General features: G+C 67.4%; 17 protein-coding genes. 15 read left to right on the top strand and 2 right to left on the bottom strand.

The window, feature by feature from the left end; translation table 11 throughout:
- Positions 1 to 243: 243 nt before the first annotated feature.
- The 6 genes from QUS11_04435 to QUS11_04410 all read left to right on the top strand — a co-directional run bounded on the left by QUS11_04435 (position 244) and on the right by QUS11_04410 (position 5204).
- Complete coding sequence (locus QUS11_04435; GenBank protein MDM7992538.1) at positions 244 to 501, top strand: hypothetical protein; 258 nt, start codon at positions 244 to 246, stop codon at positions 499 to 501.
- A gap of 53 nt (positions 502 to 554) precedes the next feature.
- Entirely contained in the window at positions 555 to 1355 is an 801-nt protein-coding gene (locus QUS11_04430) for a class I SAM-dependent methyltransferase (GenBank protein ID MDM7992537.1), read from the top strand.
- Positions 1356 to 1465: 110 nt separating this feature from the next.
- Positions 1466 to 1930, top strand: coding sequence for a DUF3795 domain-containing protein (locus QUS11_04425; GenBank protein ID MDM7992536.1), 465 nt, complete (start codon positions 1466 to 1468; stop codon positions 1928 to 1930).
- Positions 1931 to 2046: 116 nt separating this feature from the next.
- On the top strand, positions 2047 to 2775 hold the full coding sequence (locus QUS11_04420) for a hypothetical protein (GenBank protein MDM7992535.1): 729 nt from the start codon (positions 2047 to 2049) through the stop codon (positions 2773 to 2775).
- A gap of 103 nt (positions 2776 to 2878) precedes the next feature.
- The gene (locus QUS11_04415; protein MDM7992534.1) at positions 2879 to 4267 is read left to right on the top strand and encodes a class I SAM-dependent methyltransferase; all 1389 of its coding nucleotides are present in this window, start codon (positions 2879 to 2881) and stop codon (positions 4265 to 4267) included.
- 112 nt (positions 4268 to 4379) lie between these two features.
- On the top strand, positions 4380 to 5204 hold the full coding sequence (locus QUS11_04410) for a hypothetical protein (protein ID MDM7992533.1): 825 nt from the start codon (positions 4380 to 4382) through the stop codon (positions 5202 to 5204).
- Positions 5205 to 5207: 3 nt separating this feature from the next.
- Here the strand turns inward: QUS11_04410 and arfB are convergent, their stop codons facing one another.
- Entirely contained in the window at positions 5208 to 5627 is a 420-nt protein-coding gene (arfB, locus tag QUS11_04405; GenBank protein MDM7992532.1) for an alternative ribosome rescue aminoacyl-tRNA hydrolase ArfB, read from the bottom strand.
- 112 nt (positions 5628 to 5739) lie between these two features.
- Between arfB and QUS11_04400 the strand changes: the two genes are divergently transcribed.
- The 3 genes from QUS11_04400 (at position 5740) to mscL (ending at position 6918) form a co-directional block, all read left to right on the top strand.
- The gene (locus QUS11_04400) at positions 5740 to 6045 is read left to right on the top strand and encodes a Dabb family protein (protein MDM7992531.1); all 306 of its coding nucleotides are present in this window, start codon (positions 5740 to 5742) and stop codon (positions 6043 to 6045) included.
- Between the two features lie 34 nt (positions 6046 to 6079).
- On the top strand, positions 6080 to 6421 hold the full coding sequence (locus QUS11_04395) for a hypothetical protein (protein ID MDM7992530.1): 342 nt from the start codon (positions 6080 to 6082) through the stop codon (positions 6419 to 6421).
- A gap of 83 nt (positions 6422 to 6504) precedes the next feature.
- Complete coding sequence (mscL, locus tag QUS11_04390; protein MDM7992529.1) at positions 6505 to 6918, top strand: large-conductance mechanosensitive channel protein MscL; 414 nt, start codon at positions 6505 to 6507, stop codon at positions 6916 to 6918.
- 94 nt (positions 6919 to 7012) lie between these two features.
- On the opposite strand, the gene QUS11_04385 is transcribed toward mscL, so the two are convergent.
- A complete protein-coding gene (locus tag QUS11_04385; protein ID MDM7992528.1) occupies positions 7013 to 8095 on the bottom strand; it encodes a DUF362 domain-containing protein in 1083 nt (360 codons plus the stop codon).
- A 98-nt stretch (positions 8096 to 8193) separates the two neighbouring features.
- Here QUS11_04385 and alr point away from each other — a divergent pair, with 98 nt between their 5' ends.
- The 6 genes from alr to QUS11_04355 are packed head-to-tail and all read left to right on the top strand — an operon-like array spanning position 8194 to position 13869.
- Complete coding sequence (alr, locus tag QUS11_04380) at positions 8194 to 9366, top strand: alanine racemase (GenBank protein ID MDM7992527.1); 1173 nt, start codon at positions 8194 to 8196, stop codon at positions 9364 to 9366.
- Complete coding sequence (locus tag QUS11_04375) at positions 9366 to 10133, top strand: MBL fold metallo-hydrolase (GenBank protein MDM7992526.1); 768 nt, start codon at positions 9366 to 9368, stop codon at positions 10131 to 10133. Before alr ends, QUS11_04375 begins: the two co-directional genes overlap by 1 nt.
- Positions 10133 to 11341: a DUF1343 domain-containing protein gene (locus tag QUS11_04370; protein MDM7992525.1), complete on the top strand. Its 1209-nt coding sequence runs from the start codon at positions 10133 to 10135 to the stop codon at positions 11339 to 11341. The genes QUS11_04375 and QUS11_04370 overlap by 1 nt, the downstream gene beginning before the upstream one ends.
- Positions 11338 to 12114: a YfcE family phosphodiesterase gene (locus QUS11_04365; GenBank protein MDM7992524.1), complete on the top strand. Its 777-nt coding sequence runs from the start codon at positions 11338 to 11340 to the stop codon at positions 12112 to 12114. The genes QUS11_04370 and QUS11_04365 overlap by 4 nt, the downstream gene beginning before the upstream one ends.
- Positions 12099 to 13346 (top strand): aconitase family protein, encoded by a 1248-nt coding sequence (locus QUS11_04360; GenBank protein MDM7992523.1) that lies wholly within the window; start codon positions 12099 to 12101, stop codon positions 13344 to 13346. The genes QUS11_04365 and QUS11_04360 overlap by 16 nt, the downstream gene beginning before the upstream one ends.
- A 1-nt stretch (position 13347) precedes the next feature.
- Complete coding sequence (locus QUS11_04355; protein MDM7992522.1) at positions 13348 to 13869, top strand: hypothetical protein; 522 nt, start codon at positions 13348 to 13350, stop codon at positions 13867 to 13869.
- Positions 13870 to 13875: the final 6 nt, after the last annotated feature.

The raw sequence follows: 13875 nt of genomic DNA, 5'->3' as shown, positions 1-13875 counted from the left end.
TGATGACGGAAGCCTTTACTACTTCGTCTGGTACGGCAGCCAGAACGGCGTGTGGTTCAACACGGCCGACTTCGGCCTGGACAGCCTCGGCTGGGTGGCCGACAACACCGAATTCTGGTTCTATCACCACGAGAGCTGCCCATGGGATACTTCGTCGTTCTACGCGGAGCTGTACAACGGCGACTCCTCCGGCCCTGTGACACTCCTGAACCAGACATCCGTCACCGCCCCCACTATGCCGCGGTGTACGCCAACTACGCCTCCTCCGTCATCTGCGAAGGGCAGTTCTGGGTCGTCGATAACAACACGATGTCATCCGGCGGCTGGCCGTCCATCATCCTGGATGGATCGACGCCGGTGGCCTTCCACAGTTTCTGCGACGTGCAGGGTAGATGGATTCCGTGGGAAGCGGGCGACTTGTTCATCCGCACCAACGGCTGGCCGGAGGGTTTCGGCCTCGTCAGCGCCACATGGGCCGGTATCAAGACGCTGTTCGACTAGAGCAGTCTTTTCGTCTGATCAGGGCGTGACGGCAGCATTTGCGGAGGCGACTCATGGCAGTCTCCGGTACCGGGATGATCGCGACCGATCCGGACTGGTTCCGTGACCGTGAATACTGGTCCGCGAACCGCAGGTTCATCTGGAGCGACAGGCTGATCGGTTCCTCGGTCGAAGCCGCGGCCAGGATCGCATCCCTGCTAGCGCTGGAGCCGGGGGCATCGGTTCTCGACCTCGCCTGCGGGTTCGGCAGGCACTCGCTCGAGCTCTCCGCGGCAGGATATCGCGTCACTGGGATCGACCTCAACCCCGACCTGATCGGGGAAGCCGTCTCATCGGCAACCTCCCGCGGGCTGGATGCGAGGTTCATCTGCGCGGACATGAGAGACTACGTCGAACCGGACGCTTTCGCCAGCGTTATCTGCATGTTCAACTCCTTCGGCTACTTCGCCGACCCCAAGGACGACAGGCTCGTGCTGGAGAACTGCCTCCGCTCGCTCGTCCCGGGGGGCAGCCTGCTCCTCGCGGTGCCTCCGAGGGAGGTCGTCAGGAGGTCCTGTCCCTCCCGGAGCTCGAGGTACTGGCGCGAAGACAGCGACGGGACGATCCTGCTGGAGGAGGCGACGGTGGACGAGGCCTGGACGTGGCACGCCATCCGCTGGACGGTGCTCCGGGGCGCGAAGCGCCGGGAGTACTGCTACGGAATGAGGCTGTACGGAGCGTCCGAGCTGCGCGACCTGCTGGCCTCCGTCGGGTTCACCGACACCAGGCTCCTCGACAGCCTCGCCGGCAGACCTTACGGCGACGAGTCACAAGTGCTCGTCATCGTGGCCCGGAAGCCACTAGCGCCGGCCTGACACATCCCGACCCGCCGGCCTGCCTGCCCCAGTCCGTCCCTCTCTCGACCCGGCCGGTCCATGCCGGTAGTTTTCGCCTGAATAAATCGATAGCCAGTCAGGAGGAGACGATGGAATACCGTTTCGATGCCCCGTGCGGGCTCTACTGCGGCGCCTGCCCGACGATACCCGCCGGGCGGAAGGGGAGCCTGGCGGATCTGGCGAAGAGCTGGGAGATGGAGCCGGAAGATCTGGTCTGCCACGGCTGCCTGTCGGACACGACTGCCGTGTTCTGCCGCGACTGCGACTTCAGATCGTGCACGAAAGCGAAGGGGATCGTCCGCTGCTCGGAGTGCGACACGTTCCCCTGCGAGGAGCTGGTCAAGTTCCGCAACGACGAGGCCCCTCACCACTCGGTCGTGCTGGCCAACCTGTCCCGTATAAGTGAAATCGACCTCGAGAGCTGGCTCGATGAGCAGCGAGTCCGGTGGTCGTGCCCCTCCTGCGGGGAGCCGTTCGCCTGGTACGACGCGAAGTGCGCCGGGTGCGGAGCTGATCTATTCGACTGCAGGGAGGAGGAGAAGACGCTCTCCTGACCGTGTACGGGCCTCGTCTCGGCCGTATCTGCTCGAGCGATATGCCGCGCCGACACCGGACATCCGCCCGCAGAGGCATGGCCACAGGACACTACGGCTTCAGTTAGGGGGATCCGATGAATCCGTCCATCATCATTCCTGTTCTGACCGCGGAGCTGCCCCCGGCCCCGGCGATCCCTCCCGGCATCCTGTCCGGGTATCTGATCGACCTCGCGGTCGTGATCATCGGAGTCACGGCCGCCTTCATGCTGAACGCATGGCGTGAGAGGCATCTCGACAGGCAGCGTGAGCGAAAGTACTTCGCAGGCTTCGAGACCGACATCGAATCCGACCTCGTCCAGCTCCGTGAGATCGTCGGGCAGGAGTCGGCCAGGCGCGACCGGATGGCCTCCTGCATCGCTTCGATGAAGGACGGGTCCCAGACCATCGAGGCCGGCATGGCAATCATGATGGACGTGATGACCATCGTGAGGTTCAGGCCCAACCGGACGACGTTCACCTCGCTCATGAACGCCGGCCATATGGACTCGACGGGGGACTTCGCATTCAGGGCCCGTCTCGTGAGGCTCCACGACGAGTTCGACTCGGTCGCGGAGAAGGAGGAGATGCTGCGCGAGTTCGTGTCCGGATTCGCGATGCCCTTCACGTACCGGCACATGAACATGATCGGTGGAACCTTCCTGGATGCCGGAATCGTGAAGACCCCGGGTTTCATCAATCTCGTTCTGGGCTACTCGACCCTGCTCAACCAGAACCTGGAAGCCTACCTCGTCCTCGAAGGCGTCGTCACGGACTTCCGGGACGATGTCCGCAGGCGCCTGGGGCGCCGCCCGGCCTCGCGGTGACCCTCCTCGCCCTGGCTCGGGAGGCGTGTTCCAGTCGATCCCGGCTCTGACGCTTCTTCTGAAGAGGTCGTCGGACATGTGATCATTCTGCGGAGGGACCGGCATGGATCTGATACGCGAGATGTGGAAGCAGGCCTTCGCGTGGACGGCGTTCACCGATGCAGCGGGATGCGCGCGCGAGGCGGTGCGCCGCTGCGGTGACGGTGAGCCCGGCGGCGGCCTCCTGATCAGGATGCTTGTGCAGGGCATGATCGCCTCCTATGCGATGCCCTTCAGGCAGAGGAGGCCGGTCAGGCTCGGGGAGGAGACCGTCGATCCCGGACGCCTCGCGCTCCATCGGAGGCTCCTCGAGCTGCGCGACAGGGCGGTGATACACCGCGATCCTGCCGCAGGCGAGGGTTTCGACAACTCGGTGGAGATGGCCTTCGACCGGGGCGCCTGGCGCCCGCTCGCGCCCGGGCCGCTGATGAGCCCTTTCGATTGCGGGGAGACGGCCTTGCTGGCGGACGACCTGGCGGCCGCGTGCGCGAGGAGGCTCGACGAACTGGCGGAGGCGGTCGGCCGGTTCCGCGACCTGACGCCGGGTGCCGTCGAGGTGAGGCCCGTGCGGGAAGGCGGCCGGGTCAGGTACGCCATATCCCGCAGGGCGACGAGTGGATCCTGGGATGGAGGCGGTGAGCCGGAGGCGGAAACATGCCCTTCCGGCGGCAGGGTGAAGCTCTACGACGAGCTCTCGTGGCTCTGGCCCTTGTGGGGAGGGCCGGAGGAGTACCGCGGCTACTGCGAGCATGCGACCCGACTGATCCGGGAACGCTCGGAGATCCCGGTGCGGAACATCCTCGACATCGGCTGCGGGGGAGGCAAGAACGCCTTCAACCTGAAGCGGGATTTCGAAGTGACGGGCCTGGACCTGAGCCCGAGGATGCTCGAGCTGGCGTGCGTCCTCAATCCCGAATGCGAGTTCGTCCTGGGCGACATGCGGAGCTTTTCGCTCGGCAGAACCTTCGATGCGGTCTTCATCGACGACGCGATCGCATACATGACCAGCAGGGAGGATCTGGGCGACGCGCTCTCGGCGGCCTGGCGGCACCTGAAGCCGGGCGGCGTGATGATCGTGACCCCTGATGCCACGAGGGAGGGTTTCGTCCAGAACTCCACCTCCGCCATGCCCGCCTCGGTCCCGGAGGGCGTGTCGGGCGTGGACGCGGCCTTCGTCGAGAACTGCTACGATCCCGACCCCGGAGACGACACGTACGAGACGACGATGGTGTTCCTGATCCGCGGGGAGGGAAGGCTCAGGATCGAAACGGACAGTCACGTCCTCGGGCTGTTCGGCCGGGATGACTGGCGAAGGATGCTCTCGGATACGGGCTTCGTCGTCACGGAGAAGGAGTACTCGGAATGCGGCTCGGACTATCTGACGTTCTCCTGCCTCAGGCCGCCCGGGCAGCCCGGCGCCTCGAGCCCCCGGGAGGGTAGCCGGACACCCTGATCTCCTCCACAGCCGGAAATCCGGTTCCTCACGGCGCAGCATGGGGACGGACCGGCAGCGGGACACCTGGCCCGGTCCCTCCCCCGGTGCGATATCAGGGGCGGAGGGTGGCATGGACGTACCCCTGCTGCTTGCCCTGCTTGCCTCGCTGAGCGTTGGCGACAGCGCCTCCGTGCGTGTCGGCCCCGATGCCCCGGCCGCCTCCGCCACCAGACCTACCGAAGCCTACAGGCCCACCGCCGTCGCCGGGGTCTCGTCCCGGAGGCAGACCGCGACGCAGACCATCTTCTCCAGGAGCAACGGCATCCTCGTCGCATACAGGGCCCGGGGCGGGGCCGTCGTTCCCGTGATCCTGACGACACGCCACTCCGTCGAGGGGTACGACATGGTCTCGATGGGCATCTACTCGGGTTCGGGGCCGTCCGACTCGGTCGCCGTCGAGATCATGCGCATCCCGCTCGACGGCATCGTGTTCCATCCCGACCCGTCCATCGACCTCGCGGCGGTCGTCATCACCGACCTGTGGCCGGAGGGCGGCCCCTCGCCCGAGAGCGTCGGGATCTCCTCGGACATGCTCCTCGACGGCTCGGCCTTCACAGAGGGGCTCGGGCTCGAAGTCATGGGGCGGCAGGTTCGCGGGATCACCCTCTTCGGTGCGGGATCCGTGGACGTGAGGAGCGGGCTCCTGACGTTCATCCGCAACCGGACGGACCCCTTCTTCTCGGATGTGAGCGTGCTCAACGGCTACAGCGGCAGCCCCGTGATGGCGGCGGACGGCTCCGGGGAGCCGAAGGTGGCAGGGATGGTCGCAGCACGGATCACGCTCATGGAAAGGGACGGAACCCGGAGGGGAGCGGGCCGTTCCGGGAACGTGCTGACGGAGATCGTCCCCTCCTCCTGCATGCTCGAGCTGCTCGAGCTGGCGGCAGGGGACTGAGGGCTACTCCCACTCCTCCTCGAAGGTGTCGCGGCGGGATGCCTTGACCGCTCCACGCCTCCTCTTCCGCTTGGCCCGCGCAGCCCTGGCCGAGGCAGGCAGGCCCGTGACGACCACCCTTTCGGGAGGGGGCGGTTCGAGAGCCCTGTCGACGATGTCCTGGAGCTTCCTGAGGGCGAGCGCCCGGTTCATGCCCTGGGTGCGGTGGGTGTCCGCCTCGACCACTATCACGGATTCCCCGTCGCGCGAACGGGTCGCCACGGCCGACAGGAGTGCCTTCTGCCCGTCGGTGAGGAAGCTCGACCGTGCGTAGTCGTACACGAGCCTCACCGCCGTGTTCACCTTGTTGACGTTCTGCCCGCCGGGCCCGCCGGTCCTGCCGAAGCGGAACCTCAGGTCGTCCGGGTGTATCTCGAGAGGCATCCCTGAATCTCCTGCACGCTTCCCGTGAAAGCTGGACTATCGGCCGGCCTCCGGGGGTATATTCCGGATCAGGCTCCTTGTCCAGCGGGCTGAGCCCTCGGAGCGGAGGACGATGATCAGGCACGTCGTGATGTGGAAGGTGAGGGAGAGCGGCGATCCGGGAACCGGCCCGGTGAACGCGCTCCGCGTGAAGCGGGCCCTCGAGTCCCTGAACGGGAGGATACCCGGACTGAAGAGGCTCGAGGTCGGGGTCGCGACCACGACTTCGGCAGACTCTTCCGAGATAGTGCTCTTCTCCGAGTTCGAGTCGGCGAAGGCGCTCGAGGTCTACAGGGAGCACCCGGCCCACATGGCCGTGGTGCCGATCGTGAGGTCGGTATGCACAGACAGGCGGAGCGTCGACTACCTGGTCGACTAGGACCGGGCCCCGCACGCTCCTGACGGGAGGCGGATTGGCAAGGATCATCTTGGCGCTCGCCGTCGCCGGGCTGGCCGCGCAGGCGTCGGCGTCCTCGCTCGCCATCACCAACACCACCGGCGGATGGGACATGATGTCCGTGTACATCTCCCCGTTCGGTGCGGCGGGCTGGGGCGAGAACAGGCTCGGCGACTCGACCCTCACCGAGGGGGAGACACTCTCGATCGAGCTGCCCACAGGCATCTACAGCATCAGGCTGATCGACGAGGACGGGGACACCTACACCCGCCTGAACTCCCCGGTCATGGGCTCGGTGGAGTGGGCGGTGACCCTCGACGATCTCGACGCCGCCCAGGCCTATTCGACAGGCGGTTGAGGATGATCCAGGGCTCCCGTGGGGAGCCCCTGCATCATCGATCGTGACAGTGCGGGCCGTGCGGCCGGAAGGGGAGGGATGACGTGCTGAAGGAGTTCCGCGACTTCGCCATGAAGGGCAACGTGCTCGACCTGGCTGTGGCGGTGATCATCGGTGCAGCCTTCGGGGCCATCGTGTCGTCGGCCGTCGAGGACGTGATCATGCCCCCCATCGGGCTCCTGGTGGGCGGCATGGACTTCTCCGACCTCTCGCTGACGATAGGCTCGAAGCCGGCGGCCGAGGCGGGGATGCCCCCCGTCCCCGTGACCATCAACTACGGCGTCTTCGCCAACAAGCTGGTCAACTTCCTCATCATCGCGTTCGTGCTGTTCCTGATCGTCAGGTCCGTGACGAAGCTGACGAAGAAGAGGGAGGCAGCCCCGGCGGCCCCGGCGGAGCCTCCGGCCGACGTGAAGCTGCTGACGGAAATCCGCGACCTGCTCAGGCAGAACCGCTAGTACCGCTGTACACGGGGGAGGGGCCTCCCGCGGGGGGCCCCTCCGTCATTCCGGCGCCGTCCCGGAGATCCGGACCCGATGACCGCCTGGTGCGTCAGACCTCCACCAGGTCGTAGCGGCGGGAGCCGAGACCGAGCATCTGCGCGGCGGCTAGCTGTGCGGTGCCGTCGATGCCGGGCCTGAAGGCCGCGAACTTGTCCACCCCGCGCCCGGCGGAGGGCACCGGCGAACCCTTCGCGGCAGGGGCCCCGGTGACGAGATCCAGGCAGGCCTGGTCGAGCGCCACCGGGTCCTTCGAGGCCAGGATGCCGATGTCGTCCACGAGCAGGCCGCCCTGATCCTCCAGACAGTCGCAGTCTCCGCTGACCCCCGTCACGAAGTTGACGTAGACCGGGATGCGGCAGGAGGAGACGACCGCCACGGCGTATTCGGTCATCCTGCTGACGAACACCCCGTTGTCCTGGCTCCAGTCCACCCCTGTCGCGCCCTTCGGGCAGCGCTGGATGCACTCGCCGCAGCCTATGCACCTCGTGGCCGAGATCTCCGCCGGACCCGACGGCATCGAGATCGCCCCGGCAGGGCAGTGCGCCATGCAGATGCCGCACTTCACGCATTTCGACGGCCTCACCGCGGGCTTTACCGGCGAGTGCTGGTAGAGCTTCCCGCCCCGCGAGGCGCAGCCCATCCCGAGATTCTTGAGCGCTCCGCCGAAGCCGGTCAGCAGATGGCCCTTGAAGTGGCTGATCACGACCATCGCATCTGCCTCGGTGATCAGCCTGGCGATCCTGGCCGAGGTGCCTTCGCAGCAGGACGGGAGCTTCACCGACACCTCGTCGGTGCCGCGCAGGCCGTCGGCGATGATGAAGGGGGGGGTGGCCGGCAGCCCGAACCCGTGCTCCTGCGCGAGTTCGAGGTAGGCCGTGGCCGTGAGCCTCCTTCCCCTGTACAGCACGGTGGTGTCGGTGAGGAAGGTCCTGCCCCGGGGCAGCCCCAGGGCCTCGACCACCGCGTTCACCTTCGAGGGCGGGACGAACCTGGTGTTGCCAGCCTCGCCGGCATGGATCTTGACGGCATAGAGTTCGGTGCCCCCGTCGACGCCCGGGGCGAAGCCGGACAGGAGCGCCTTCATGGCCGCCCGTCCGCAATCGGTCGTCCTCGTCAGGAATACTTCGGACATGCCCACCTCCAGGGAGTGCAGTTATAACCCATCCGGGCCGGTCGTGCACCGCCTCCACCGGGTTGTATCGATTCCGGGGGACCTGATATGCTTTCGCCATGAGCGCAGGCGATCTCGTGTGGGTGGAACTCGATGCGGAAGCGCCCGGGCACAACCTGGGAGAGCTCCGCCGCGCCGCGGGGGGCACTCCGCAGGTATGCGCGGTGGTGAAGAGCAACGCATACGGCCACGGGCTGGCCGAGATGGCCGGGCTCATCCCCGGGGCGGACTGGCTGGGCGTCAACTCTCTCGACGAGGGCATCGCACTGCGGAGGCTGGGTGAAGACCGGCCCGTGCTCGTGCTCGGGCACGTCCCGCTGGGCCGTCTCCCCGAAGCCATCGCGGAAGATCTCCGCCTGACCGTCTACAACTTCGAGACGCTCGACGCCCTGCGCGCCTGCGCCTCTCCCCGAACGCCGGCAAGGCTGCACCTCAAGGTCGAGACGGGCACGGGGAGGCAGGGCATCCATCCCGGGCGGGCCGCCGAGTTCGCCTCCAGGGCGCGCGCCATCCCCGGTGCCGAACTGGAGGGGCTCTCGACCCATTTCGCCAACATCGAGGACACCCTGAACCACTCCTATGCCGAGTCGCAGCTCGCGGTGTTCGGCAGGGTGCTCGAGAGCTTCGGGCCCGACAGGCCGCGGGTGGTCCACACGGCCTGCACCGCCGCGGCCATCCTCTTCCCCGAGACGTCGTTCGACATGATCAGGGCCGGCATCGGCCTGTACGGCCTCTGGCCGTCGCGCGAGACGTACCTCTCCGCAGGCCTCTCGGGCCGCCCCGTGCCCGTCCTCAGGCCGGTGCTGACCTGGAAGACCCGCATAGCCCAGCTCAAGGAGATGCCTTCGGGGAGCTTCATCGGGTACGGCTGCAGCTACCGCACCACGCGGCCGAGCCGCATCGCCGTGCTGCCGGTGGGCTACTACGACGGCTACGACAGGGCGCTGGGGAACGCCGCACACGTGCTCGTGCGCGGCATGCGCGCCCCGGTGGTCGGGCGCATCTGCATGAACCTGTGCATGGCCGACGTCACCGACGTGCCCGGCGCAGCCCTCGAGGACGAGGTGGTCCTGCTCGGGCGCGACGGCGACGAGTGCGTCCCGGCCGAGATGCTGGCCTCCTGGGCCGGCACCATCAACTACGAGGTCGTTGCCAGGATAAACCCCCTGCTCCCCAGGAGGATAGTGAGCGCCGGAAGCGGGCCGGAGCGCGCCCGCGGGGAGGTGTCCTGATGTACGTCGACGTTCTGGGCGCCGATGGCGGGAAACACTCCGGGAGCTCCCTCGTGGCCATGAAGGTCGGCCCGTCGCTGCTGATCGACGCCGGTTCCGCGGCCAGCCTGCGCGACGACGAGCAGCACGCGATCGAGGCGGTCCTCCTCACGCACGCACATCTCGACCACATCCTCGAACTCGGTTTCGTGGCCGACGCCGCGGCCAGCCTGAGGGACGCGCCCCTGCGCGTGCTGGGCAGCCACGCGGCGCTACAGGCCGTCAGGACCCACTACATGAACGACCTGGTCTGGCCGGACTTCAGCCGGATCAGGACCACCCACGGACCGGCCATAGTCTACGAGACAATAGAGGACCGCGTGTGGATGGACCTGCCGGGAGGACTCTCGGCCATGCCCGTGCCCGTGAACCACGGGGCGGGTGCCAGGGGCTTCCTGCTGAGATCCCCCGGCGGGCGGGCCGCGATCTACACCGGCGACACGGGCCCCTCCACCGAGATCTGGGAGAGGGCGCGCGAGCTCCCCGACATAGCCATGATCATCGCCGAGGTGTCGTTCCCCGATTCGATGACCGACCTCGCGATCGCGAGCGACCACCTCACCCCGGGCCTGCTCGAGCGCGAGCTGCGGGTGCTGGACAGGCCGGGGGCGCCCATATACGCGTTCCACCTGAAGCCGTGGTACAGGCAGGAGATAGACCGGGACCTCTCGCGGCGCCTCGGGGACAGGGCCGTCCTCCTCATGCGCGGCGACCGCCTCGAGTTCTGATGCCCTCCACCTCCGAAGGGAACGCAGCCGGAAACGGCATCTGCGGCGGACCCCTCACCGGACTCGACCTCCTCGAGCCCGGCGACATCCCCGGGCGCAGGGTGGCCCTGCTGTCGCATTACGCCGCCGTCGACAGGCGCTGCAGGACGGCCGCCGAAGTCCTCCACGGCATGCCGGGAATCGAGCTGGCGGCGCTCCTGGGCCCGCAGCACGGGTTCTGGGGGCAGACCCAGGACAACATGATCGAGTGGTCCACCCATCCCCATCCGTACTGGGGCATCCCGGTCCACAGCCTGTACGGCGAGAGCCGCGAACCCTCCCCCGGCATGCTCTCCGGGATCGACTGCGTCGTGGTGGACCTCCAGGACGCAGGTTCGAGGTATTACACCTACATCTATGCGATGGCGCTCACCATGAGGTCCGCCGCGCGTTCCGGCATCCCGGTGCTGGTGCTGGACAGGTTCAATCCCGCCGGGCTCACGCGGGTGGAGGGCCCGGTGCAGGACGGCGACATGCTCTCGTACGTGGGCATGTATCCCCTGCCGGTGAGGCATGGCATGTCTGCGGGCGAGCTCGCGCGGTACTTCGCCGCCCTCGACGGCCTGCCGGAGCCGCGGGTGAAGAGGTTTGCCACCTGCGACTTCGAGGGATTCCCCCGGGGGTACCCCTGGGTGCATCCCTCCCCCAACATGCCCACTCCCGCCACGGCCCTGGTCTACCCGGGCATGTGCCTTCTGGAGGCCACGAACCTGTCCGAGGGCAGGGGCACCTGCAGGCCCTTCGAGGTGTTCGGCGCCCCCTGGCTCGACGAGGACGGGATCTGCGACGGTCTGAACGGATCGGGAGCCCTCGCGGGGGCCGTGCTGTCGCCTCACAGGTTCATCCCCACGTTCTCGAAGCACACGGGGGAGACCTGCAGGGGCGCGATCCTCACGGTGACGGACCGGGATGCGTTCCGCCCGTTCGCCGCCGGATTGGCTATACTCGCCGTGTGCTTCCGGAGCGGGGAGACGGGCTGGCGCCCGCCGCCGTACGAGTACGTCTACGACAGGATGCCTGTGGACATACTCTCGGGTTCCCCGCGGTACCGGGCGGCGGTGGAGGCTGGCGACCCGGCTCTCCTCGCCGGCATGGCCGGGGCGGACATTCCCGCCCACGTGCGCGCCGTCGGCGCGAGCCTTCTCTACGACAGGAGCTTCAGGGTTTGAGGATAGGCGTGCTGGCCGACGTCCATGGCAACCTCCCGGCGCTCCAGAGCGCCTGGCGGGCCCTGCTCCTCGAATCTCCCGACATGGTGGTGAACCTGGGCGACCTGGTGCACTTCGGCCCCTGCCCGGAGGAGTGCGTTTCCTTCGCCAGGGAGCACGACGTCGAGTCGATCCAGGGCAACTGCGACAGGGCCGTGGCAAGGGGCAGGGACAGCACGGGCGACGAGTTCGTGAACTCCCACTGGGAGAGGCTCGCCGACGAAGTGCTGGCATGGACGAGGCAACGCATCACGAGGGGGGCCTCCTCCTGGCTGAAGGGCCTCCCGGAAGAGTTCCGGCTCGACGTGGAGGGCAGGAGGATGCTCTTCACGCACGGGCTGCCGGGGAACGTCGCGGGATCGCTGCCTCCCGCGGCGGCCGACGAGGTCTACGACCTCCTGCTCTCGAGGAACGGCTGCGACGTGCTCGTGGTGGGGCACACCCACGAACCGCAGGCCGTGTTGCGGCCCGGCGGCTGGATCCTCAATCCCGGGAGCGTCGGCGCGGGCACCCTTCCGTCCGCGGCTTCCGCAATGGTGATCGATGTCTCGCGGAAGGCGGGCCTGTCGGCATTCTGGCTGGCGACCCGGTACGATTTCTCATCCTATCAGGAGTCATCGAGGGTTTCTGGGCTCCCGCAGATGTTCACCAGGGCCGTCGAGCTCGGAAGGGACCCGAGGGGCGGCTGGCATACGTGCGATACGACATGGAGGCAGAGATGGGCCGAACGATGATCGAGAAGATCCTCTCAGCCCACGGCGCCGGGGACTGCCGGCCCGGCGACGAGGTCTGGATCGGGATCGACAGCAGGACCGCGAGGGATTTCGCCGGAGCGAGCGTTGTCGCCAACGTGGAGAAGAACGGCGGGGCCAGGCCGATCGCCGATCCTTCGAAGACCTTCTTCACCTTCGACTGCAACGTGCCGGCCAACACCATCCCCTACGCCGACAACCAGCAGACGATCCGCAACTTCGCGAGGAAGCACGGCCTGAAGGTCTTCGACGTCGATGCAGGGATAGGCTCCCACGTCGTGATAGAGAACAGGATCGCAAGGCCGGGCTCCACCACGGTGGGCACCGACAGCCACCTCAACATCATGGGGGCCATCGGCGCCTTCGGGCAGGGCATGGGAGACGTGGACATCGCCTTCTCTTTCGTTTCCGGGAAGGTCTGGTTCGAGGTGCCCCACTCCGTGAAGATCGTGCTCGAGGGCATGCCGGCGGCCGGCGCCGAGGCGAAGGACGTGGCGCTGGCCATGCTGGGAAGGTTCAACCACCACGAGCTCCTCGGGAAGTCCGTGGAGGTAAACGGCCCCTGGCTCGAGGGGGCCTCGCTTTCCGACTGCATCACGCTCGCGAGCCTGGCCACCGAGATGGGCGCCGTGACGATCCTCCTGCCGCCGAATCCGAGCGTCCTGGGCTTCTTCGGGATGACCGAGGCGGAGGCCGTCTATGCAGATTTCGACGCCGTCTACGAAAAGGAGTACAGGCTCTCGGTCGAGGGCCTGAAGCCTCTCGTGGCCGCCCCGCCCAATCCCAACAACGTCCATCCCGCTGACCAGTTCTCGGACGTCAGGATCGACGGCGCCTTCATCGGGAGCTGCACGAACGGCACCCTCGACGACATGAGGCTCGCCGCCAGGCTCCTGAAGGGCAGGAAGGTCGCTCCCGGCGTCATGCTGAAGGTCGTCCCGGCCACCCGCGCGGTGTGGAGGACGATGATGGACGAGGGCCTTCTGGCGGACATCTTCGAGGCCGGCGGCATCATCAGCAACCCGGGCTGCGGCGGATGCGCCTCGGGCCAGATCGGGATGACCGGCAGGGGCGAGATCCAGGTGAGCACGTCGAACCGCAACTTTACTGGCAAGCAGGGGGCCGGGGACACGTACCTGGCCGGCGTGGGCACCGCGGTGGCGTCCGCCGTGCTGGGCCGGATCGCGTCCGTCGGCGAACTCGGGGGTAACTGAGATGGGTGATCGTCCGACCAGGCTCACCGGGCGCCTCTGGGTGCTCCAGCGCGACGGCGCGCTCATAGGCGACATCGATACCGACATGATCTACCACAACGCCCATCTCGCGGTCACCGACGTGTCGAAGATGGGGCAGTTCGCGTTCGGCAACCTGAAGGGCTTCGAGGATTTCGCCGCGAAGGCCGCTCCGGGTGACATGGTCCTCGCCGGCGACAACTTCGGCTCCGGGAGCTCGAGGCAGCATGCCGTCGACTGCTTCAAGGCCCTCGGCGTGCAGGCCGTGCTGGCCAGGTCTTTCGGCGCGATCTACAAGAGGAACGGCATCAACAGCGCGCTTCCCCTCGTGGAGCTTCCGGGCCTCCCCGAAGGTGTGTTCGACCACCTCTCGGAAGTCACCGTGGACCTCGGCACCGGTCTGGTGGAGGGCGCCCGGGGGCCGTTCCAGGGCAGGCCGCTGAGCGGCGTGGCGAGGGACGTCTACATGTCGGGCGGGCTGTTCGAGTACGCCAGGGGGGAATAGGCCGGG

Origin of the sequence: Candidatus Fermentibacter sp., from assembly GCA_030373045.1 — a bacterium.
Lineage (GTDB): Bacteria > Fermentibacterota > Fermentibacteria > Fermentibacterales > Fermentibacteraceae > Fermentibacter.
Note: the sequence above shows the minus strand (reverse complement) of the source record. Positions and strands in the feature narration are given on the sequence as shown.